The organism is Mycobacterium sp. (assembly GCF_035640695.1).
Lineage (GTDB): Bacteria > Actinomycetota > Actinomycetes > Mycobacteriales > Mycobacteriaceae > Mycobacterium.
Genome location: NZ_DASQVQ010000159.1, coordinates 12,111 through 34,387, shown reverse-complemented (window position 1 = coordinate 34,387; position 22,277 = coordinate 12,111). Strand labels below are relative to the sequence as shown.

Genomic DNA, 22,277 nt, shown 5'->3' with positions numbered 1-22,277 from the left:
CCGATGAGCAGCTCTGAAACCAACACCGGTACCGCTCAGATCGGGGTGACCGGCCTGGCCGTGATGGGGTCCAACATCGCGCGCAACTTCGCCCGGCACGGCTACACCGTTGCGTTGCACAACCGGTCGATCTCCAGGACCGATGCGCTGCTGGCCGAGCACGGGTCGGAGGGCAACTTCGTGCGCAGCGAGACCGTCGAGCAGTTCATCGCCGCGCTGGAGAAACCGCGTCGCGTGTTGATCATGGTCAAGGCCGGCGATCCCACTGACGCCGTGATCAACGAGCTGGCCGGCGCGATGGAGCAGGGCGACATCATCATCGACGGCGGCAACGCGCTCTATACCGACACCATTCGCCGGGAGGCCGCGTTGCGGGAGCGGGGCCTGCACTTCGTCGGCGCGGGCATCTCCGGCGGTGAGGAGGGTGCGCTGAACGGGCCGTCGATCATGCCGGGCGGGCCGGCCGAGTCGTATGTGTCGCTGGGCCCGCTGCTGGAGGAGATCTCCGCGCACGTCGACGGCGTGCCGTGCTGCACGCACATCGGGCCGGACGGGTCCGGGCACTTCGTGAAGATGGTGCACAACGGCATCGAGTACTCAGACATGCAGCTGATCGGCGAGGCGTACCAGCTGATGCGCGACGGCCTTGGCATGTCCGCGCCGCAGCTTGCCGACGTGTTCCGGGAATGGAACAAGAGCGATCTGGACAGCTACCTGATCGAGATCACCGGCGAAGTCCTGTCCCAGGTGGACGCGAAGACCGGCAAGCCGTTGGTCGACGTCATCCGCGACGAGGCTGAGCAGAAGGGCACGGGCCGGTGGACGGTCAAGTCCGCGCTGGACCTCGGGGTGCCGGTGACCGGCATCGCCGAGGCGGTGTTCGCCCGCGCGCTGTCCGGCTCGGTCGCGCAGCGCAAGGCCACCACCGGGCTGGCGTCGGGAACACTGGGCGAAAAGCCCGGCGACGCGGAAAAATTCACTGAGGATGTGCGCCAGGCGCTGTACGCGTCGAAAATCGTCGCCTACGCGCAGGGCTTCAACCAGATCCAGGCCGGCAGCGCCGAATACGACTGGCACATCACCCCCGGCGACCTGGCCACGATCTGGCGCGGCGGGTGCATCATCCGGGCGAAGTTCCTCAACCGCATCAAGGAGGCGTTCGACGAGGACCCGAACCTACCCACGCTGATCGCCGCGCCGTACTTCCGCAGCGCGGTCGAGGCCGGCATCGACAGCTGGCGGCGGGTGGTATCGACCGCGACCCAGCTCGGCATCCCGATTCCCGGGTTTTCTTCGGCGTTGTCGTACTACGACGCGCTGCGCACCGAGCGGCTGCCCGCCGCGCTCACCCAGGGCCTGCGGGACTTCTTCGGCGCCCACACCTACGAGCGCATCGACGCCGAGCCGGGCCAGAAGTTCCACACGCTGTGGAGCGGCGACCGCAGCGAGGTCCCTGGCTAAGTTCGGTGCGGGTCGGAGTAGTCGCGGCGGAGAGCGAAGCGAACCGGGATCTAAGCTGGGTCGCGTGCGTTTTGTCGAGGGCCAGCGGCCTGGTTACGACCTGACCTACGAGGACGTGTTCATCGTCCCCAACCGGTCCGATGTCGCGTCCCGGTTCGACGTCGACCTGTCCACGTCCGACGGATCGGGTACGACGATCCCGGTGGTGGTCGCGAACATGACCGCGGTCGCGGGCCGGCGAATGGCCGAGACGGTGGCCCGCCGCGGCGGCATTGTCGTTTTGCCGCAAGACCTTCCGATCGCGGCGGTGCGGCATACCGTGGACTTCGTCAAGAGCCGCGACCTGGTGGCCGACACCCCGGTCACGCTGGGTCCCGACGATTCGGTGACCGACGCGATGGCGCTGATCCACAAGCGCGCGCACGGTGCGGCGGTGGTGGTCGACGAGGACCGGCCGATCGGGCTGGTCACCGAGGGGGCCTGGGTGGGTGTGGACCGGTTCGCCCGGGTTCGCGACGTCGCGCTGACCGATTTCGTCACCGCACCGGTGGGCACCAACCCGCGGCAGGTGTTCGACCTGCTGGAGCACGCCCCGGTGGACGTCGCGGTGCTGACCGAACCGGACGGCACGCTGCGCGGTGTGCTGACACGTCGCGGGGCGCTGCGCGCCGAGTTGTACACACCGGCCGTCGATGACGCGGGTCGGCTGCGGATCGCCGCGGCGCTGGGCATCAACGGCGACGTCGCGGCCAAGGCGCAGGCACTGGCCGGCGCCGGCGTCGACCTGCTGGTGATCGACACCGCCCACGGACATCAGCTCAAGATGCTCGACGCGATCAAATCGGTGGAGTCGCTTGATCTCGGGCTGCCGGTGGCGGCCGGCAACGTGGTATCCGCCGAGGGCACCCGCGACCTGATCGAGGCGGGCGCGTCGATCGTCAAGGTCGGTGTCGGCCCGGGGGCGATGTGCACCACCAGGATGATGACCGGCGTCGGCCGGCCACAGTTCTCGGCCGTGCTCGAATGTGCTTCGGCCGCAAAGCAACTCGGCGGATACGTGTGGGCCGACGGCGGCGTCCGCCATCCGCGCGACGTCGCGCTGGCGCTGGCCGCCGGTGCGGCGAACGTGATGATCGGCTCCTGGTTCGCGGGCACCTATGAGTCGCCCGGGGACCTGATGGTCGACCGCGACGATCAGCCGTACAAGGAGAGCTACGGCATGGCGTCCAAGCGTGCGGTGGTGGCCCGCACCGCCGGCGAAGGCGCGTTCGACCGCGCCCGCAAGGCATTGTTCGAGGAGGGCATCTCGACCTCACGGATGGGGCTGGACCCGGCCCGCGGCGGCGTCGAGGACCTGCTGGACCACATCACCTCCGGGTTGCGCAGCACCTGCACGTACGTCGGCGCCGTGACCATCGGTGAATTGCACGAGCGGGCGGTGGTCGGCGTGCAGTCGGCCGCCGGGTTCGCTGAGGGCCATCCGCTGCCCGCGGGTTGGTGAGTCCGGACAGCCGCGCGGTCCGGCTACGATAATGGCTTTATCGTGCCGCACCCGTTGCGGCCAAGCGGAGGGGAAGAGATCACGTGCCGCAGGCACCCGTCGAGGCGGGTGGCTTCCGGGCCGAGCGGGCGTTCCCGGGACCGCCGAATCGGGCCGACGCCGAGGCATCCGACGCCGAGCCCTCCCCTAGTCGGCCGGGCGCCCGGCCCGGCGTGACGAGGACACCATGGGCACCGGCTTGACCTTGCTCGCGGTGTTGGCGTTCGTTCTGCTCACCGCGGGCACCGCGGTGTTCGTCTGCGCCGAGTTCTCCCTTACTTCGCTGGAGCGCAGCACCGTGGACGCCAACGCCCGCACCGGCGGCCGCCGGGACAAGCTGGTGCAACGGGCGCACCGCACGCTGTCGTTCCAGCTGTCCGGCGCCCAGATCGGCATCTCGATCACCACCCTGATCACCGGTTACCTCGCCGAGCCGCTGATCGCCCGGCTGCTGCACGGGCCGCTGGCCGCGGCGTCGCTGCCCAAGCATCTGCTCGACGGGGTCTCGCTTGCGTTGGCGCTGTTGATCGCGACCTCGGTGTCGATGGTGTTCGGCGAGTTGGTGGCCCAATACCTGGCGGTGGCCAAGCCCCTGCCGGTGGCACGGGCCGTCGCCGGTCCGCAGCTGCTTTTCTCGATGCTGTTCACCCCGCTGATCCACCTGACCAACGGCACCGCCAACTGGATACTGCGCCGGCTCGGCATCGAGCCTGCCGAGGAGCTGCGGTCGGCGCGCTCACCCCAGGAGTTGGGGTCTTTGGTGCGCACGTCCGCCCGCGCGGGCGCGCTGGACCCGCTGACCGCGGCGCTGGTCGACCGCTCATTGCAATTCGGCGCCCGCACCGCCGAGGAATTGATGACGCCGCGCACCGAGATCGAAACGCTGGAGGGCGACGACACCGTCGCCGACCTGGTGGTCAAGGCGATGGAAACCGGCTATTCCCGGTTCCCGATCGTGCGGGGCGACCTGGACGAGACCATCGGCATCGTGCACGTCAAGCAGGTTTTTGAAGTGCCGCATGGACAGCGCGAACGCACCCGGCTTGCAACGCTCGCCCGGCCGGTGGCCGTGGTGCCGTCGACGCTGGACGGCGACGCGCTGATGGCGCAGATCCGTGCCAACGGGCTACAGACGGCGCTGGTGGCCGATGAGTACGGCGGGATGGCCGGGATGGTGACCGTCGAGGACCTGATCGAGGAGATCGTCGGCGACATCCGCGACGAACACGACGAGCCGACACCTGACGTGGTCCGCACCCCCAACGGTTGGCGGGTCGCGGGCCTGTTGCGCGTGGACGAGGTGGCCGACGCGGTCGGATTCCGGGCCCACGAAGGCGAATACGACACCATCGGCGGACTGGTGATGCACGAGCTCGGGCACATTCCCGTCGAGGGCGAGTCGGTCGAGCTCAAGGAATTCGATCCAGACGCGGAATTGGAGAATCCGCCGCGGTGGCGCGCGACGGTGGCCCGGATGGACGGCCGCCGCATCGACATGATTGAGCTGGTTCCGCTCGGTCCGCGCGACGGCGAAGGCGACGACGGCTGATGGGCGACTTTCTCGGCGTCGTGCTGACCGTGCTGCTGCTGGCCGCCAATGGGTTTTTCGTCGGCGCGGAGTTCGCCCTGATTACCGCGCGCCGCGACCGGCTGGAGGCGCTTGCCGAGCAGGGTAAGCGCAGCGCCGTCACCGCGATCCGTGCCGGAGAGAACCTGTCGATGATGCTCGCCGGCGCGCAGCTGGGCATAACCGCATGCTCAATACTATTGGGCCGCATCGGCGAACCGGCCGTCGCGGACCTGCTGGAGAAACCGTTCGACCTGTTTGGCGTGCCCGACGCGGTGCTGCACAGCGTGTCGTTCGTCGTTGCGATCACGATCGTCGTGGTGCTGCACGTGCTGCTTGGCGAAATGGTGCCGAAGAACATCGCGATCGCCGGGCCGGAATCGGCGGCGATGCTGCTGGTTCCGCCGTTCTTGCTATGGGTGCGGGCCACCCGGCCGGTCATCGCGGTTTACGACTGGTGCGCGATCATGACGCTGCGCGCGGTGCGGGTGGAGCCCAAGACCGAACTGGAAAACACCGTCTCCACGGTCGAATTGTCCGAGATGATCGCCGAATCGCTGTCGGAGGGGCTGCTGGACCAGGACGAGCACACGCGGTTGTCGCGGGCCCTGCAGATCCGCAACCGCGTCGTGCGCGACGTCGCGGTGCCGGTGGGCGACATCCGCGCGGTGCCGGCCGCCGATCAGGGCTCCGGGCCCACGGTCGCCGCGCTGGAAACGGCGTTGAGCGAAACCGGTTACTCGCGGTTCCCGGTCGTCGACGCGGCCGGGCAGTTCATCGGCTACGTGCACATCAAGGACGTGCTGGACAAGGTCGAAAACTCCGACGCGGTGGTCGACCCGTCGGTGGTGCGGCCACTGCCGCGGCTGCCCGCGACGCTGTCGCTGCCCGAGGCGCTCGGGCGGATGCGCCGCAACAACAGCCATCTGGCGTTGGCTACCGGAAGCGACGGCACCGTGGTCGGGATGGTGGCCCTCGAGGACCTGGTCGAGGATCTGGTCGGAACCGTGCGTGACGGGACCCACCGTGCCTGACGTCGTGTTGGCGCAATCGGACTGGGCGGTGCGGGAGTCGGCCCACCGGACGCGGGTGGACACCTTCTTGCGGCCGCACCTTCGGCGGCTGCGGGCCGGCGAGGCGCATCCGGTGTGGGACTTCCTGTTCAGTTACTACAGCCTGCGCCCGCGGCAGCTGCGGCACTGGCATCCCGGCTATGGGGTGGTGCTCGGCGGCGACCGCGCGCGCGAATACCTTGGGCGCAGCGGATACGGCAGTCATCCCGCGGGTGTTGCGGTCACCAGTGAGCACCTGCGGTCACGCGCGGACACCGTGCGGTTCATCGCGGCGCTGTTGCGGGCCACCGCCGCCCGGCCGATCCGGCTGAACTGCTTCGGGCTGCACGAGTGGGCGATGGTGTACAAGGCGCCGATCGTGCGCCACACCCAGGTGCCGCTGCGACTCGGCGCGACCGGCACCGACGCTGTCGTGGAGTCAATGCCGTTGCGCTGCAGCCATTTTGACGCATTCCGGTTCTTCACCACAGCGGCGCGGCCGCGAAATGCCGTCGCGCTCACGCGCGATGCACAGCTCGCCAGCGAACAACCCGGCTGTATCCACACGACGATGGATCTTTACAAGTGGTGCTACAAGCTCGGGCCGCTCGTCGACTCTGAGCTGTTGGCTGACTGCTTGGAGTTGGCCGCCGATGCGCGTGAACTCGACATGCGCGCCAGCCCGTACGACCTGCGGGCGTTCGGTTATGAGCCGGTGCGCATCGAAACACCTTTCGGCCGAGCCGAATACGTTCGGGAACAGGCCGCCATCGCACAGCGCTCGGTGGTCCTCAGGGACGCGTTGCTGGCGCGGTGCCGCGCACTGCTGAATGCGGCGGTTCCGGACCAGCGATAGCTACTCGACTCGGTGGGGAACGCCAGTGAGGATCACCTCTGTGGCCCGCCGCGGCGCTTCGCACAACATCGGGAAGAGGGCGGCTCGCTTAGGAAGCCGCACGTGCTTGCGACCCTTCTGTACGGCCTCTACCACCTCGTCGGCCACCTTCTCGCGCGAGACGTCGACCATGAGACGCATCCGGTAGAAACGTCGGAAAGCCGCGGCTGTCGGCTCGTAGTCGTCGGTCCGGGCCATCATGTCAGTAGGAATCGGCCCGAGCTCGACGAGGGTGGTTCCGATCGCCAAGCCGCGCAGGTCGGCCCGCAGCCCCGATGTGAAGTGGGAAAGTGCGGCCTTCGAAGCCGAGTAGGTGACGAGGCCGGGTAACACGCCGCAGCCGGCCAGGGACGAGATGTTGACGATGTGGCCGCCTCCTCGTCCCAGCATCCGGGGGATCGCCTGCCGACACAGCTCGGCCGGGGCCACATAGTTGACCTGGGTGGTTTCGCGTAGGTCGAGTGCATCAGCGAAGGCGGCGCCAGTCCCGACGCCGGCGTTGTTCACCAGAACGTCGACGGGACCAACTTCTTCTTCGATTTGTCCGATGAGATCGGCTACCTGCGTCGGATCCGAGAGATCGGCGGGGTGGGCAGTGCCCCCAAGCTCGGCCGCGAGCTCCCGAATGGCGTGCTTGGTGCGGGCGACGAGGGCGACCGTGGCTCCCGCTCCCGCGAACGCATGAGAAAGGGATTCGCCGATGCCTCGCGACGCCCCGGTAATCAGTACTCGCTTCCCGCGCAATTCCATGTTGGGAGCCTATGCAAACCGCCGTCGCGCAAGTGGGCAATTGGGACTACCGACGCGCAGCGTTATCCCTTACCCGAATGAGCAATGATCTTTACAAGTGGTGCTACAAGCTCGGGCCGCTCGTCGACTCCGGGCTGCTGATCGACTGCCTGCAGTTGGCCGCCGATGCGCGTGAACTCGACATGCGCGCCAGTCCCTACGACCTGACGGGATACGGGTTCGCGCCGATCGCGATCGAGGTGCCGGCTGGGCGCGCCGAGTATGCGCGCGCTCAGCACGACATCGCCGGGCGCGCAGCACCGTTGCGAGACGCGCTCGCCGACCGCTGTGACCTGCTGCTGGCGGCGCTGGACAGCGATTGACGCAAATAACCCCTGGGTAAGCTGGATTAACGGCAATGCGCCAATCGGCGCCCACGACGTCGAGGAGGCAACATGACCGATCGCGTGGCAACCGGCAATCTGCGGGTCGCCCGGGTGCTGTACGACTTCATCAACAACGAGGCGCTGCCCGGTACCGACATCGATCCGGACAGCTTCTGGGCAGGCGTCGACAAGGTCGTCACCGATCTCGGTCCGCGCAACCAGGAGCTGCTTGACCGCCGAGACGAACTGCAGGCCCAGATCGACAAGTGGCACCGGCAGCACGTGATCGAACCGGTCGACATGGAGGCCTACAAGCAGTTCCTCACCGACATCGGCTACCTGCAGCCCGAGCCGTCCGACTTCACGATCACCACCGCCAATGTCGACCCCGAGATCACTTCGACCGCCGGTCCGCAGCTGGTTGTCCCGGTCACAAACGCACGCTTCGCGCTCAACGCCGCTAACGCCCGATGGGGTTCGCTCTACGATGCCCTGTACGGCACCGACGTCATCCCCGAGGACGACGGCGCCGAACAGGGCTCGAGCTACAACAAGGTCCGCGGCGACAAAGTTATCGCCTACGCGCGACGATTCCTCGACGAGTCGGTGCCGCTCGGCAACGGATCGTGGGCCGAAGCCAAGAGCTTCAAGATCAGCGACGGCCGGCTGATCCTCACGCTGCACGACGGATTGGAAGCCACGCTGGCCAATCCGGGCCAGTTCGCCGGCTGGACCGGCGACGCCGATGCGCCGGAGTCGGTGCTGCTGATCAACCACGGCCTGCACATCGACATCCTGATCGACCCGGAGTCGCCGATCGGCAAGACCGATACGGCCGGCATCAAGGACGTCATCCTGGAGGCCGCGGTGACCACGATCATCGATTTCGAGGACGCGGTGGCCGCCGTCGACGCCGACGACAAGACCGCCGCCTACCGTAACTGGCTCGGCCTGAACAAGGGTGACCTGTCGGCCGACGTGGACAAGGACGGCAACAGGTTCACCCGCGTGCTGAACCAGGACCGCACGTACCAAGCGCCGCACGGCGGCGAGTTCGCGCTGCCCGGCCGCAGCCTGCTGTTCGTGCGCAATGTCGGTCATCTGATGACCAACGACGCGATCGTCGACGCCGACGGTCATGAGGTGCCCGAAGGCATCCAGGACGCGCTGTTCACCAGCCTGGCCGCTAGCCACGGGCTCAAGGCCGGCGACCAGAACGGGCCGCTGGTCAACAGCCGCACCGGGTCGATCTACATCGTCAAGCCGAAGATGCACGGGCCCGACGAGGTGGCGTTCACCGTGGAGCTGTTCAGCCGGGTGGAGGACGTGCTCGGCCTGCCGCAGAACACCCTCAAGGTCGGCATCATGGACGAGGAGCGCCGCACCACCTTGAACCTGAAGGCCTGCATCAAGGCGGCCGTCGACCGAGTGGTGTTCATCAACACCGGCTTCTTGGACCGCACCGGCGACGAGATCCACACGTCGATGGAGGCCGGTCCGATGGTGCGCAAGGGCGCGATGAAAACCCAGCCGTGGATCCTTGGCTACGAGGACAACAACGTCGACGTCGGCCTGGCGTGCGGGTTCGCCGGTCACGCCCAGATCGGCAAGGGTATGTGGACGATGACCGAGCTGATGGCCGACATGGTCGAGCAGAAGATCGCCCAGCCCCGCGCCGGTGCGAGCACCGCTTGGGTGCCGTCGCCCACCGCGGCCACGCTGCACGCGATGCACTACCACCAGGTCGACGTGTTCGCGGTGCAAAAGGAGCTCGCCGGTCAGCGCCGCAGCACGATCGAGCAGCTGCTGACGATTCCGCTGGCCGGGGAACTGGCGTGGGCGCCGGAAGAGATCCGCGAAGAGGTCGACAACAACTGCCAGTCCATCCTCGGGTACGTGGTGCGCTGGATCGACCAGGGCGTCGGCTCGTCGAAGGTGCCTGACATCCACAACGTCGCGCTGATGGAGGATCGCGCAACGCTGCGAATCTCCAGCCAGCTGCTGGCCAACTGGCTGCGGCACGGCGTGATCACCGAGGAGGACGTGAAGGCCAGCCTGGTGCGGATGGCCGCGGTGGTCGATCGGCAGAACGAGGGCGATTCGAATTACCGGCCGATGGCGACGAACCCGGATGCGAGCATCGCATTTCAGGCCGCGCAGGAGCTGATCCTGTCCGGGACCAAGCAGCCCAACGGCTACACCGAGCCGATCCTGCATCGGCGCCGACGCGAGCTGAAAGCCAGTGCCGGCTAAGTGACTAGACTTCGCCCTGAAGCCAGGATCGATCGACGGAAAGGGCACGTCAGGCATGGGTAGGCACAGCATCCCCGGCCCTGACGACGACACTCCCGAGGAGCAGCCGCCGCCGCGGTATGAGCCGCCGCGATACGAATCACGCCGGTATGACCGACCGGGTTACGAATCGCCGGGTTACGAATCGTCGGCTTACGAACCGCCGGGTTATAAACCGCCGAGTTACGAGCCGCCGGGTTACGAACCGTCCGAGCCGGAGCCGCCGCAGGATGAGCGACGGTATGAGCCGCGGTTTCGGGACCGGCCGCCGCGATATCGCGATGAGCCGGAGCCTGCGGAGGAGTACGACTATCTGACCGAACCCGACGAGCCGCCGCCGAGGGACCCGCCGCCGCGCGAGCCACCACCGCCGTCGTCGACCGGCGGCCACTACTTCGGTGCCGGGGAATTCCAGGGCGGCCATCGCAGCACCGAGCAAAAGCCGCGCGGGGTGAGCCTCGGCGTGATCGTCGCGCTGGTGGCGGTCGTCGTGGTGGTCGGCGTGGTGATCCTGTGGCGATTCTTCGGCGACATGCTGTCGAATCGTTCCGATGCCGCCGCGGCCCAGTGCGTCGGCGGTGCCCAAACCGTCGCGGTCATCGCCGACCCGACCATCACAGAGCAGATTCAGCAATTCGCCAACCGGTTCAACAAGACGGCGCGGCCGGTCGGCGACCGCTGTGTCGCCCTCGGCGTTAAGGCCGCCGACTCCGACACGGTGATCAACGGCTTCATCGGCCAGTGGCCGAACGACCTCGGTGAGCGGCCCGCCCTGTGGATCCCCGCCAGCTCGGTGTCGACCGCCAGGCTGGAATCGGCCGCCGGCGCGAAGACCATCAGCGACAGCCGGTCGCTGGTCAGCTCGCCGGTGCTGCTCGCCGTCCGCCCAGAACTCAAAAACGCGCTGGGCCAACAAAACTGGGCCGCGCTACCGGGCATGCAGACCAACCCGACGGCACTGGACGGGCTGCACCTTCCCGGCTGGGGATCGCTGCGGCTGGCGATGCCAATCGCCGGCGCCAGCGACGCGTCGTACCTGGCGGCCGAGGCCGTGGCGGTCGCGTCGGCACCGCCGGGCGGCCCGGCCAGCGCCGGCGCGGGTGCGGTCAACACCTTGGCCGCAGGCCAGCCGAAGCTGGCGAACAACAGCGCCTCGACGGCGATGGACGCGTTGCTTCAGGGCGGCGATCCGGCCACGGCTCCGGTGCACGCGGTGGTAACGACGGAGCAGCAGCTCTATCAACGCTCCGCCAAGGTGTCCAACGCGAAAAGCGTGCTCGCGTCATGGGCGCCGACGGGCCAGACGGCGGTCGCCGACTACCCGGCGGCGCTGCTCAGCGGCAACTGGCTGTCGGAGGAACAGGTCACCGCGGCCAGTGAGTTCGCCCGCTTTCTGCGTAAACCCGAACAGCTCACCGACTTGGCCAAGGCCGGCTTCCGCGCCGAGGGCGGCGCCACGCCGAAGAGCGACGTGACGAGCTTTGCGCCGATGTCCGAACCGGTGAAGGTCGGCGACGACTCGCTGCGCGCCACCCTGGCCGACGCGCTGACGACGCCGGCAGGCGGGCCGGCCGCCACGATCATGCTCGACCAGTCGATGCCGACCCAGGAGGGCGGCAAGAGCCGATTGACCAACGTCGTCGCGGCGCTGAAGAACCGGCTGCAGGCGCTGCCGCCCACCGCCGCGGTCGGGTTGTGGACGTTCGACGGCACGGATGGCCGCGCCGAGGTGCCGACCGGTCCGCTGTCGGACCAGGTTAATCGCCAGCAGCGGTCGGCGGCGCTGACGGCGGCGCTCGACAAGCAGAACCCGTCGGGCGGCGGCGCGGTGTCGTTCACCACGCTGCGGATGATCTACGACGATGTGAAGGCGCATTTCCGACCGGGACAAGCTAATTCGGTCCTGGTCATCACGGCCGGCCCGCATACGGACAAGTCAATGGACGGGCAGGCCCTGCAGAACTACATCCGTGGGGCCGCCGATCCGGCCCACCCGGTGGCCGTGAACGTCATCGACTTCGGCGCCGATCCCGACCGGGCGGCGTGGGAGGCCGTGGCACAGGCCAGCGGCGGCAGCTACCAAAACCTGAGCAGTTCGGACTCCCCCGACCTGGCCAAGGCGATCACGACGTTCCTCTCGTAGCCGGCGGCGGCCTCGGCGAGCGAACGGCCGTCAGATCAGGCGACCAGATGCGGTGCGGGCACGGCGTCGCCGACGCCGCGGCCCTGCGGCACGGCGATGAGGATCTTGCCGGTGTGGGTTCCGGAGCCCATCAGACGGAACGCGTCGACGGCATGGTCGAAACGGAATTCGGTAACCGGCAGCGGCGCCAGGTCGCCGCGGACCGCGCGAATCAGGATGTCGTCGAGCAGTTGTCGGTAATGCCACGGGCGGCGGCGCAGGTTCAGATCGATGTCGACCACGGCAAAGGTGCCGCTGCGGGCGAGTGCCCGCAAGCCGAGTGTGGCGTTGGACTGGACAGCTCTCTTGCCGAGTTCGATGAACCGGCCGCCGGGGGCCAAGATCTTCAACCCTGCGGTGAGCGCCTGCCCCTCAAGCGTGTTGACGACGACATCGACACCTTCGCCGTCGGTGATGTTGGCGATCTCGTCGGCGAAGGCAAGGCTGTGGGAATCGCCGATGTAGTCGAAGCCCATCGCCGACAACATTTCGCGCTTGTCGGCCGAACCTGCCGTCGCGTAGACGTGGGCACCGATCATCTTGGCGATCGACACCGATGCCAGTCCGACACCGCCGGCGGCCGAATGAATCAGCACGCGTTCCCCCGGCTCGAGCCTCGCGACCTCCTGCAACGCGTGCCAAGCGGTCAGATAGGCCACACCGAAAGTGGCCGCTTGCCGGTCGGTCAACGCATCGGGGACCGCCACCACCAGATCCTCCAGCGTGGTCAGGTGTGAACCGAAGCTGCCGGACCCCAACGCCAGCACCCGCTGGCCGATCTGCACCGAGTGCACATCCTCACCGATCGCGGTAACCACACCGACGCATTCGGACCCGATGGCCGGTCCGTGCTCGTGCGCGCTGGGGTCGAGTCCCTTGACCTTGAGCACGTCGGAAACGTTCAGTCCGGCCAGAACGACCCGGACCTCGACCTGGTCCGCGTCCGGGGCAACCCGTTCGGCCGAACGTACCGTCAACCCGTCGAAACGACCCGATTGATCAATTTGCAGCCGAAATCCGGCGTCCACGTTGAGCATGGGGCCCTCCTCGAAGCGAGTCCGGCATCACGGCTGGCGTCGCGATGCGATAGTCGGCAGCCTAGCACGAAAGTCCAATATGTTGGACTAATCTCCACTATGCGGGCCGAATTGCCGTGGGCGTCGGATATGATCCAGCCATGTTCACAGGTGATGACGCCGAAAAGGACCTTGCCGTCGTGCTGTCGTACCTGACCGGCCGAAAACTGACGTTGGACGAAGTGCTTGCCGCCGTCGAGATGTCGCGATCGACCTACTACGACCGGCAGGCCAAGGGCACGCTCACCTCCACGGACACCTTGCTGAGGGCGGCGCAGAACCTCGGCCTCAACCCGGTCGACCTGCTGATTCGGTACGGCCGCCTGGAGCACAGCGACGTGGCGGATTACCTGCAGGACGGCGCGCATCCGCTCGGGCTATCGACGGTCACGCCTACCCGGATGCGGGCGCCAGCGAAGAAGCGCCGCGAGCAGCCAGCAACCATTGCTAATTTACGCCCACGTAAGGACGCGCCGCCGCTGTAGCAGCCCAGACCGTTTATAAAATGCGTCCGAGATTCTTTGCCGGTAGGGGCGCGCCGAGGGCGTCGCACGCCGTAGGATTGCACGCACCCAGCCCGGCCAGATCTATTGCTCGAAAGCGTCATCCATGGGTTTAGCGACACTCATCACCATTACCCTCGCGTGCATCGCGTGGAGCCTGTGGATACGACGCGTTACCTGGACGTGCCGGTGGGAAGTCGCTGCCACGCTGAACATCGCGCTGCAGGGCGCCGCGGTGGCGCTGATGTCGCCGGCTGCTTCCGCAACCGTGGGGCATGCGCTGCACTCACTCACGGGCAAATGGAATCTCGAGGATTACCTCGGCCACGACTGCTACGTGGTGGCCGCGTCCGCCATCGTCTACAACGCTCTCGGCAGGCTGGCCGACGACAACACAATGCAGTTGAAGTTCAAGCAATACGTCGAACTTCCCGCGACGCTTTGCATACCGCTGCTATTGGCGACCTTCTCGATGGGTAACGGAGCACACATCTACCGGGCGGACTTCTTCGAGGTACCGAGCGACTTGTGGCTGAAGATGTACTGGCTGCTGCTGTGCGGCACCCTGATCCATCTGCTGGTGTACGCGTCGCGCGCGTTGTTCGTGCTGCGCCAAGACCCGCGTTCCCGGACGCTGGCCAACATCTATCTGATGTCGTCGGCCAGCGGTATCGCCGCCTGCGTGGTGCGGATCAGCACCGCGTTCGTCCCGCAGCTGCAAGCGGTGGACCAGGGCACGCTCGTATGGCTGTTCGCCTGCGCCTGCGGGGCCGGATTCGCCCTCACCTCGGCCTACTCGTGGCGGCAAAGGGTCAAGTGGTTCCGGCGAGAGCCGGTGCGCTGACGCGAACCCGCTTAGGCGAACGCCTCCAGCGGCGGGCACGAACACATCAGATTGCGGTCACCGTAGGCGCCGTCGATGCGTCGCACCGGTGGCCATACCTTCGGGCGGAACTGCTTACCCAGCGGATAGGCGGCCTGCTCGCGGCTGTAGGGGTGCTCCCACTTCTCGGCCAGCAGGCATTCGGCGGTGTGCGGCGCGCCGCGCAGCGGGTTGTCGTCGACCGGCCACTGCCCGGAGCCGACCCGGTCGATTTCCGCGCGGATCGAGATCATCGCCTCGCAGAATCCGTCCACCTCGGCAAGGCTCTCACTTTCCGTCGGCTCCACCATCAGCGTGCCCGACACCGGGAAGCTCATCGTCGGCGCGTGAAAACCATAGTCCGCCAGCCGTTTTGCAACGTCATCGACGGTGACACCGGTGGCCTTGGTGATGGCGCGCAGGTCGAGGATGCATTCGTGGGCCACCATCGCGTTTTCACCGGTGTAGAGCACCGGGTAGTACTCGTCGAGGCGGCGCGCGATGTAGTTGGCCGATGCGATCGCGGCCAGCGACGCCGCGCGCAGCCCGGCCGCGCCCATCATCCGGATGTAGGCCCAGGTGATCGGCAGGATCGACGCCGACCCGTACGGGGCCGAGGACACCGGCGGCTCGTCGGGCAGGCCGCCGGCCAGCGGGTGGCCGGGCAGGTACCGCGCGAGGTGCCGGCGCACTGCCACCGGCCCAACGCCGGGGCCCCCGCCGCCGTGCGGGATGCAGAACGTCTTGTGCAGGTTCAGGTGGCTGACGTCGCCGCCGAACCGGCCCGGACGGGCCAACCCGACAAGCGCGTTGAGGTTCGCACCGTCGATGTACACCTGGCCGCCGGCGTCGTGCACGGCCGCACAGATCTCGGCGATGTCATGCTCGTACACACCGTGCGTGGATGGATACGTGATCATCAGGGCGGCAAGGTTTTCCGCGTGCTGGGTGACCTTCGCGCGCAGATCGTCGAGGTCAACGTCGCCGTTGGGACGCGTGCCGACCACGACAACCCGCAGTCCGGCCAGCGCGGCCGACGCGGCGTTGGTGCCGTGCGCGCTGGACGGGATCAGGCAGACGTTGCGATGGGCCTCGCCGCGGTCGGCGTGGTAGCGGTGAATGGCCAGCAGCCCCGCGTATTCCCCCTGTGAGCCGGCGTTGGGTTGCAGCGACACGGCGTCATAGCCGGTCATCTGCGTGAGCCAGTTCTCGACATCGGCGATCAACGCGCGCATGCCCGCGGTGTCCGACGCCGGCGCGAACGGGTGCAGCCGGGCGAATTCCGGCCACGTGATGGGCTCCATCTCGGCCGCCGCGTTGAGCTTCATCGTGCATGAGCCGAGCGGAATCATGCTGCGGTCCAACGCAATATCCTTGTCCGCCAGCATCCGCAGGTAGCGCATCATCTCGGTCTCGGTGCGGTATCGGGTGAATGCCGGGTGAGTCAAAAACTTCGATGTGCGGGTGGCGATGTCGGGGCCGCCGAACTCGCCGATGGGCGCGGCACCGAAGGCCTCGAGCACCCTGGCCACGTGCTCGTCGGTGGTGGCCTCGTCGCAGGACACCGACACGTGGTCGGCGTCGACGGGCCAGATGTTGATGCCACGCTGCTTGGCCGCCGCGACAACGTTCGCGGCCTGGCCCGGCACTCGGGCGAGCACCGTGTCGAAAAACCGATCATGGACGACCTCGACGGCCGCCAACGTCAGCCCAGCGGCGACGGTTCGGGCGTGCCCGTGCACGCGGCGCGCGATCGCGGTCAGCCCGTCGGCCCCGTGATAACTGGCGTACATCGCGGCCAGCACCGCGAGCAGCACCTGGGCGGTGCAGATGTTGCTGGTCGCCTTGTCGCGGCGGATGTGCTGCTCGCGCGTTTGCAACGCGAGCCGGTAGGCCGGTGATCCGTCGGCGTCAACCGACACGCCGACCAGACGGCCGGGCAGTTGGCGGGCGTGCCCGGTGTGGACAGCCAGATAGCCGGCATGCGGGCCGCCGAAACCCATTGGCACACCGAATCTTTGGGTGTTGCCGAACGCAACGTCGGCACCCACCTCGCCCGGCGGGGTGATCATGGTCAACGCGAGCAGGTCGGCGCCGATCGCCACCAGCGCCCCGCGCTCGTGCGCCTGGCTGACCAGCTGTGTCCAGTCGACAACGGCGCCGCCGGCGCCGGGAAGCTGGGTGATGACGCCGAAGAAGTCGCCGTCGGGCAGGCCGTCGCGCAGGTCGGCGGTGACGATGTCGATGCCCAGCGGCCGGGCGCGGGTGGCCAGCACCGCGGCGGTCTGCGGGTACAGATCGGCATCGACAGCGAGCCGATTCGACGATGCCTTCACGACCCGGTGCATCAGCGTCATCGCCTCCGCCGCGGCGGTGCCCTCGTCCAGCATGGATGCGTTGGCGATGTCCAGGCCGGTGAGGTCGCAGACCATGGTCTGGAAGTTCAGCAGCGCCTCGAGGCGGCCCTGGCTGATCTCGGGTTGGTACGGGGTGTAGGCGGTGTACCAGGAGGGGTTCTCAATGATGTTGCGCCGCAACACCGGAGGCGTCAGCGTGTCGAAGTAGCCCTGGCCAATCATCGACACCGCAACGGTATTCGCATCGGCCAGCTCGCGAAGTTCGGCGAGCGCCTGCTCCTCGGTGGCGGCCGGCGGCAGCACCTCGAGGCCGGGAGCCGTCCCGTTGACATGCGGGTCAAGGATCTTTGCCGGCACCGCCCTGGCGGCCAGCTCGTCGAGCGAGTCGACGCCGATCACCGCGAGCATTTTGGCGATTTCGTCGCCACCTGGACCGATGTGACGGTCGGCGAAACGAGAACGGTCGGACACGGCTGCGATCTCCTGACAGCGAGCAGGGAACGTAATCCCTCTCCCTCTGTCGTCTGCCCGAACACCGGGCGCCTGAGAGATTCGGCTCGCGCCTTTCCCCGTCGGCGGGCGGCGACCACTGGGGCCGTCACCGCTTTCCAGAGGCATCGTGGCCTCGCGCGGTCCGGGTGCCTGAGAGGTTGACGGAGAGGTGTTGCTCCTTCGGCGTCCGTGGCTGGCTGCCGCGGAACTCTCCCGCTCAAGGGCGATGCGGCACCGAGTCTACCGCCCGGCTCCGATTCGCGCCGAATGGTCGCGGGGATACTCAGCGCCGCCGGCCCCAAAGATTGCGACACGCATGTCGAATCCTTAGCGCCCGAACGTGCAAAAAGGGGCGTTCGCGGTCGCGCGCAGAATCGGGCCGAAAAGGTCAGCCGATCTTGCGGTCGCGGTGCTTGCGCCGGGTCGCCAGCTCATCCTCGGGCGCGTCGATGGACTCGCCGCCGTCGGCGCGCTCACCCGGGAATTCGGTGATCGCGCCGGTCAGTTCGCGCATCGCGCCGCTGACGGCGATGCCGAACACGCCCTGGCCGCCTTGCAGCAGGTCGACGACTTCCTCGGCGGAAGTGCACTCATACACCGTGGTGCCATCGGAGAACAGCGTGATGTTGGCCAGATCGCGCACGCCGCGCTTGCGCAGATGGTCGACGGCTACCCGGATGTTCTGCAGCGAGATGCCGGTGTCCAGGAGCCGTTTCACGATCTTGAGGACCAGGATGTCCTTGAACGAGTACAGCCGCTGGCTGCCCGACCCGGCGGCGCTGCGGATCGACGGCACGACCAGCGACGTGCGTGCCCAGTAATCGAGTTGGCGGTAGGTGATGCCGGCGATCTGGCATGCGCTCGGGCCGCGATAGCCGACGAGCTCGTCGGGGATCGAGTCGTCCGGGAAAAGGCCGGGCTGCACGGGTTCATTCACGGCGTCGTGTCCCGACTCGGTGGCGCCGGTCGATGGCAGATCGAGTTCCTCTTGACGTGGCTGATCGCCCACTGTGCTTCCTCCCGCCTGGTGCGCCGCCTAGTGCGCCGGCCGCAGTCTGACTTGCCCGTCACATGCCCGACCGAAGAACTCCCGAGCATACGCTTCCGGGCCGCGCGCCACGCCGACCGTGAGACAAAATTATGGCCGCTGTCGGAGCTGGTCAATGTGACTCACGCCGCGTGTCGGGCCACCGTCACGGATCCGTGACGTATCGACAGGGCGACGACGTATCGGCAGGCGCGACCCGGCTAGGTTGCCTTGAAGTCGTCGGGTGAGACGCTGTCCAGGAACTCTTTGAACTTCTCCACCTCGTCTTCGCGGACCGCCCCGGTGGCCTCCTCATCGTTCTCGTCGGGGATCATCAGCCCGGCCTCGGCGAGCACCGCCTCCTCGACGTAGATCGGCACTCCGACGCGCAGCGCGATGGCCACCGAGTCGGACGGCCGGGCCGAAACCTTGATGTCGCGGTCGAAGATCAGGTCGGCGTAGAACGTGCCTTCCTGCAGGTCGACTATCCGCACCTCCTTGAGCGAATGCCCAAGAGCAGCAATGACATCTCGGATCAGGTCGTGGGTCAATGGCCGGGCGGGCTCAACTCCCTGCTGCTCGAGCGCGATCGCGGCGGCCTCGGCCTGGCCGATCCAGATCGGCAGATAGCGGTCGCCGTTGGCCTCGCGCAGCAACAGCACCGGCTGGTTCTGGGGCTGCTCCACCCGAATGCCGACGACTCGAACCTCACCCATTTGTGCCTGCCCTCCGCACGAACGTGTCAGCTTCGTTCCCGAAGGAGTGGACCCTGCGGGACCTGACGTGACGAAGCCGTCGACTGAAAGTCTAGTCCTCAGCGGGACAGAACGTCGCGCACCGCGGACTTGAGCAACGCCGTGTGCAACATGATCGCCAGCGACGCGACCTCGCGGGCCAGGTCATCGGCGCGGTCGCGGGCCCCGGTTTTACCCGCCTTGACCACCGGGCCGGCGATCTGGGCGATCAGATCCGACTGCCGGTCGGCCGCCGACCGGAACGCGCGCAGATGGCGCGGCTCCACCCCGTAGTCGGCGAGCGCCTTCGCGCATTGGGCGATCGCCACGGCGTGCTCGTCGAAGAATCCGCCCGGCCCGGTGGTGATGATCCCGGCCTTGGTCAGCGCGCTCAGCAACTGGTTGTCAACGCCAGAGCGGTCCAGAACATCCTCGCGGCTCAGCCGGGCCGGCGTGGCCGTCGCTTTCGGGCCGTCACCGTCGTCGGAGCGCTGCTTGGCGAGATCCACCAGGCGCGGCGCGAACGACGCGGTGTCCGGCAGCTCGCCGTCGGGTTGGGCGTCGAGGTGGGCCTTGATGACCTTCAGCGGCAGATAATGGTCGCGCTGGGCGGTGAGGATGTAGCGCAGCCGCGCACAATCGTAGGCGCTGAAGCGCCGATACCCCGACGGGCTGCGCTGCGGTGTGACCAGTCCCTCGGCCTCCAGGAAGCGGATCTTCGAGATCGTCACGTCCGGGAACTCGGGCCGCAGCAGGTCCAGCACCGCTCCGATCGACATGCCGGCCAGCGCATGGGTGTCGGGAGCGGTCACTGTTATGTGCTCTTCGCGCCAGCGCTCATCGGCCTGCTACCCGCTTCCGCCCTGGTCATCGGTCTTCGGTCCGGTCAAGAACACCAGCCGGAATTTGCCGATCTGAACCTCGTCGCCGTTGGCGAGCACCGCCGAGTCGACCGGCTCCCGGTTCACATAGGTGCCGTTGAGGCTACCCACGTCGACCACCTGGAATTCGTTGTTCTCCATGCGGAACTCGGCGTGCCGGCGGCTGACCGTCACGTCGTCGAGGAAGATGTCGCTGTCAGGATGTCGGCCGGCGGAGGTCACCGGCTGGTCCAGCAGGAACCGCGAGCCGGCGTTGGGGCCGCGCTTGACGACGAGCAGCGCCGATCCGCTCGGCAGGCCTTCCACCCCGGAGACCGGGGTCTCCACTCCCGCCGCCGCCGGAGCATCCAGCTCGTTGAGGAAGTCGGCGCGGAAGACAGATGTGGTTTCCACGGTGACTTCGTCAGACGTCTCGTTGTCCTTTTCGGTCACCCGCTGCTCCTTCTCGGCTGCTTTTGCGGTGTCGGGCGTAGTTTGCAAGCTGTTTTCCAACTGGCCGACTGCTCCTACGACGGTACCGCGCGGTCGTGTACATTGTGGCCGCCCTGCCGGTATATCGGGCCACCTTCTCGGACACAAAGCGGTCGCAGCGACCCTAGCAACCGCATTATTCGGTGATTGTGTCGCGGTAGGAGTCGGCGTCCAGCAATTGGGCGATTCCGGCGTCGAGTGCCGCCGGGTCGGCCTGCAGGTCAATCAGCCAGCCGCCGTCGTAGGGCTCGGCATTGACAAGCTGGGGGTTGCTTTCCAGATCACCGTTGACCGCAATGACTTTCGCGGTCAGCGGCGCGTACAGGTCGGACACCGATTTGGTGGACTCCACCTCGCCGAACGACTCCCCCGCGGTGACCTCGGTGCCGACGCCGGGCAGCTGGACGTACACCACGTCGCCCAGCGACGACTGCGCAAAGTCGGTGATACCGACCCGTGCCGTGTCGTCGCCGGTGCGGCGCACCCACTCGTGCTCCTCGGTGTAGCGCAGCTCGGTCGGGATTTCGCTCACGGGCTTCCTGTTCTTAGCCGTTCTATTTGACGGGCTGAGCGTATTGGTGAGGTTTCGGTTGCCGCAAGGCGGTGACGTCCACCCGGTCGGACTGCACGACGTCCATCGTCCCGCCGACTCGCTCGACGCTGTCGACCGCCCCGCCGGGAATGTTCAGCGCGGCCGCCAGCGTGGGCGGATCACCAATGGCCACAACGGTATACGGCGGGTTGAGCGTCTGCCCGTCGATGGACAACGCGCCCGGCGGTCCCACCGCCCAGGTGTCGACACCGACCCGCACCGCGGCTTGGCCACCGCCGGTTCCCTGGTTTCTGCGATCCGGCCCGCCGCCCCGGATCTCGATCGCCTCCGCACCCGCGGCCCGCAGCTCATTGATGACGTCGATCATCGTCTCCGGCGCCACGCCGGGCGCCGGGTCGGCAACGGTCAGCGTGACACCGGGGCCGGTCGCGGCCACCGTGCCGACCAGGATCGACAGCGCGGCGAGCCGGGCCTGTGCGTCGTCGATCGCCGCCTGGTCGTTGCTGCCCGCCGCGCGCAGCGTCGTCAAGGTGCGCTGCAGTTCGGCAACTTCTTTGTTCAGCGACGCCTCCCGCTGTTGCAGCGAATCCAGCAGCACCACCAGGTCGGCCGGCCGCGCCGATTCGAGGTAATCGCCGGTATTGGTCTCCCGGGCCTGCGTGACGATCGCGAGGCCCAGCAGCACGCACAGCACCACGGCGAGCGCACCGAACGCGGTCTGCGCCCGGCCGCGCCGCAGCATGCCACGGATGCCGCGCGGCTGCACCGGGCCGATCTGTGTCGGCGCCGCGTCGGGCGGCAACTCGTGACGGCCGTGCTGGTTCGGCTTCGCTGTCGCCGGCGGCCGGGCGGCTGCCGAATCGCTGCCGTGTTCGCTCATGCTCATGCCCCGAACAGCTTGCGCCGCAACGCCGCGGCGTTGCCGAAGATCCGGATGCCCAGCACGACGATGATCGCCGTGGACAGCTGAGTGCCGACGCCGAGCTGGTCACCGACGTAGACGATCAGCGCCGCGACGAGCACGTTGAAGACGAACGAGACAACGAACACCTTGGAGTCGAAGATGCGGTCCAGGTAGGCCCGCAACCCCCCGAACACGGCGTCGAGCGCGGCCACCACCGCGATCGGCAGATAGGGCTGCACCGCCTCCGGCACGCTGGGGTGAAACACCAGGCCCAGCACGACGCCCACCACCAGCGCGGCGATACCGATCATCC

Annotated in this window: 18 protein-coding genes, 2 pseudogenes and 2 riboswitches; of the genes and pseudogenes, 10 read left to right on the top strand and 10 right to left on the bottom strand. The window is 67.6% G+C overall.

What is annotated here, in order from left to right; genetic code table 11:
* The first annotated feature begins 3 nt into the window (after window positions 1-3).
* The 5 genes from gndA to VE759_RS18965 all read left to right on the top strand — a co-directional run bounded on the left by gndA (window position 4) and on the right by VE759_RS18965 (window position 6,476).
* Complete coding sequence (gene gndA / locus VE759_RS18985; RefSeq protein ID WP_324935297.1) at window positions 4-1,461, top strand: NADP-dependent phosphogluconate dehydrogenase; 1,458 nt, start codon at window positions 4-6, stop codon at window positions 1,459-1,461.
* A 64-nt stretch (window positions 1,462-1,525) separates the two neighbouring features.
* On the top strand, window positions 1,526-2,962 hold the full coding sequence (locus VE759_RS18980; RefSeq protein WP_324935295.1) for a GuaB1 family IMP dehydrogenase-related protein: 1,437 nt from the start codon (window positions 1,526-1,528) through the stop codon (window positions 2,960-2,962).
* Window positions 2,963-3,188: 226 nt separating this feature from the next.
* Window positions 3,189-4,550, top strand: a complete 1,362-nt coding sequence (locus tag VE759_RS18975; protein WP_324935293.1) for a hemolysin family protein — start codon at window positions 3,189-3,191, stop codon at window positions 4,548-4,550.
* Window positions 4,550-5,602 (top strand): hemolysin family protein, encoded by a 1,053-nt coding sequence (locus tag VE759_RS18970; protein ID WP_324935291.1) that lies wholly within the window; start codon window positions 4,550-4,552, stop codon window positions 5,600-5,602. Before VE759_RS18975 ends, VE759_RS18970 begins: the two co-directional genes overlap by 1 nt.
* On the top strand, window positions 5,580-6,476 hold the full coding sequence (locus tag VE759_RS18965; RefSeq protein WP_414687953.1) for a 3-methyladenine DNA glycosylase: 897 nt from the start codon (window positions 5,580-5,582) through the stop codon (window positions 6,474-6,476). The genes VE759_RS18970 and VE759_RS18965 overlap by 23 nt, the downstream gene beginning before the upstream one ends.
* Here the strand turns inward: VE759_RS18965 and VE759_RS18960 are convergent, their stop codons facing one another.
* Window positions 6,477-7,265, bottom strand: coding sequence for an SDR family NAD(P)-dependent oxidoreductase (locus VE759_RS18960; RefSeq protein ID WP_324935289.1), 789 nt, complete (start codon window positions 7,263-7,265; stop codon window positions 6,477-6,479).
* An 86-nt stretch (window positions 7,266-7,351) separates the two neighbouring features.
* Here VE759_RS18960 and VE759_RS18955 point away from each other — a divergent pair.
* The 3 genes and pseudogenes from VE759_RS18955 to VE759_RS18945 form a co-directional block, all read left to right on the top strand.
* Window positions 7,352-7,627 (top strand): annotated as a pseudogene (locus tag VE759_RS18955) (3-methyladenine DNA glycosylase); the annotation flags it as partial.
* Between the two features lie 72 nt (window positions 7,628-7,699).
* Window positions 7,700-9,883 (top strand): malate synthase G, encoded by a 2,184-nt coding sequence (locus VE759_RS18950; RefSeq protein WP_324935287.1) that lies wholly within the window; start codon window positions 7,700-7,702, stop codon window positions 9,881-9,883.
* A gap of 55 nt (window positions 9,884-9,938) precedes the next feature.
* Entirely contained in the window at window positions 9,939-12,065 is a 2,127-nt protein-coding gene (locus tag VE759_RS18945) for a hypothetical protein (RefSeq protein ID WP_324935285.1), read from the top strand.
* Window positions 12,066-12,115: 50 nt separating this feature from the next.
* Here the strand turns inward: VE759_RS18945 and VE759_RS18940 are convergent.
* Window positions 12,116-13,126, bottom strand: a pseudogene (locus VE759_RS18940) (zinc-binding dehydrogenase); the annotation flags it as partial.
* Window positions 13,127-13,281: 155 nt separating this feature from the next.
* Between VE759_RS18940 and VE759_RS18935 the strand changes: the two are divergent.
* The gene (locus VE759_RS18935; RefSeq protein ID WP_324935283.1) at window positions 13,282-13,665 is read left to right on the top strand and encodes a hypothetical protein; all 384 of its coding nucleotides are present in this window, start codon (window positions 13,282-13,284) and stop codon (window positions 13,663-13,665) included.
* Window positions 13,666-13,789: 124 nt separating this feature from the next.
* Window positions 13,790-14,527 carry a hypothetical protein gene (locus tag VE759_RS18930; protein ID WP_324935281.1) on the top strand — a complete coding sequence of 246 codons (738 nt, stop codon included), beginning with the start codon at window positions 13,790-13,792 and terminating at the stop codon, window positions 14,525-14,527.
* Between the two features lie 11 nt (window positions 14,528-14,538).
* Here the strand turns inward: VE759_RS18930 and gcvP are convergent, their stop codons facing one another.
* From gcvP to VE759_RS18890, 8 genes are all read right to left on the bottom strand, one after another.
* A complete protein-coding gene (gene gcvP, locus VE759_RS18925; protein WP_324935279.1) occupies window positions 14,539-17,373 on the bottom strand; it encodes an aminomethyl-transferring glycine dehydrogenase in 2,835 nt (944 codons plus the stop codon).
* A 36-nt stretch (window positions 17,374-17,409) separates the two neighbouring features.
* Window positions 17,410-17,520, bottom strand: a riboswitch (glycine riboswitch).
* A 2-nt stretch (window positions 17,521-17,522) separates the two neighbouring features.
* Window positions 17,523-17,620, bottom strand: a riboswitch (glycine riboswitch).
* 162 nt (window positions 17,621-17,782) lie between these two features.
* Window positions 17,783-18,403: a MerR family transcriptional regulator gene (locus VE759_RS18920; protein WP_324935278.1), complete on the bottom strand. Its 621-nt coding sequence runs from the start codon at window positions 18,401-18,403 to the stop codon at window positions 17,783-17,785.
* A gap of 239 nt (window positions 18,404-18,642) precedes the next feature.
* Window positions 18,643-19,137 (bottom strand): bifunctional nuclease family protein, encoded by a 495-nt coding sequence (locus VE759_RS18915; protein ID WP_324935276.1) that lies wholly within the window; start codon window positions 19,135-19,137, stop codon window positions 18,643-18,645.
* 98 nt (window positions 19,138-19,235) lie between these two features.
* On the bottom strand, window positions 19,236-19,967 hold the full coding sequence (locus VE759_RS18910; RefSeq protein ID WP_324935274.1) for a MerR family transcriptional regulator: 732 nt from the start codon (window positions 19,965-19,967) through the stop codon (window positions 19,236-19,238).
* A 36-nt stretch (window positions 19,968-20,003) separates the two neighbouring features.
* Complete coding sequence (garA, locus tag VE759_RS18905; RefSeq protein ID WP_324935273.1) at window positions 20,004-20,468, bottom strand: glycogen accumulation regulator GarA; 465 nt, start codon at window positions 20,466-20,468, stop codon at window positions 20,004-20,006.
* A 175-nt stretch (window positions 20,469-20,643) separates the two neighbouring features.
* Window positions 20,644-21,039, bottom strand: coding sequence for a glycine cleavage system protein GcvH (gene gcvH / locus VE759_RS18900; protein WP_324935271.1), 396 nt, complete (start codon window positions 21,037-21,039; stop codon window positions 20,644-20,646).
* A 22-nt stretch (window positions 21,040-21,061) separates the two neighbouring features.
* Complete coding sequence (locus VE759_RS18895) at window positions 21,062-21,940, bottom strand: DUF881 domain-containing protein (protein ID WP_324935311.1); 879 nt, start codon at window positions 21,938-21,940, stop codon at window positions 21,062-21,064.
* Between the two features lie 2 nt (window positions 21,941-21,942).
* On the bottom strand, window positions 21,943-22,275 hold the full coding sequence (locus VE759_RS18890) for a small basic family protein (RefSeq protein WP_324935269.1): 333 nt from the start codon (window positions 22,273-22,275) through the stop codon (window positions 21,943-21,945).
* Window positions 22,276-22,277 lie beyond the last annotated feature (2 nt).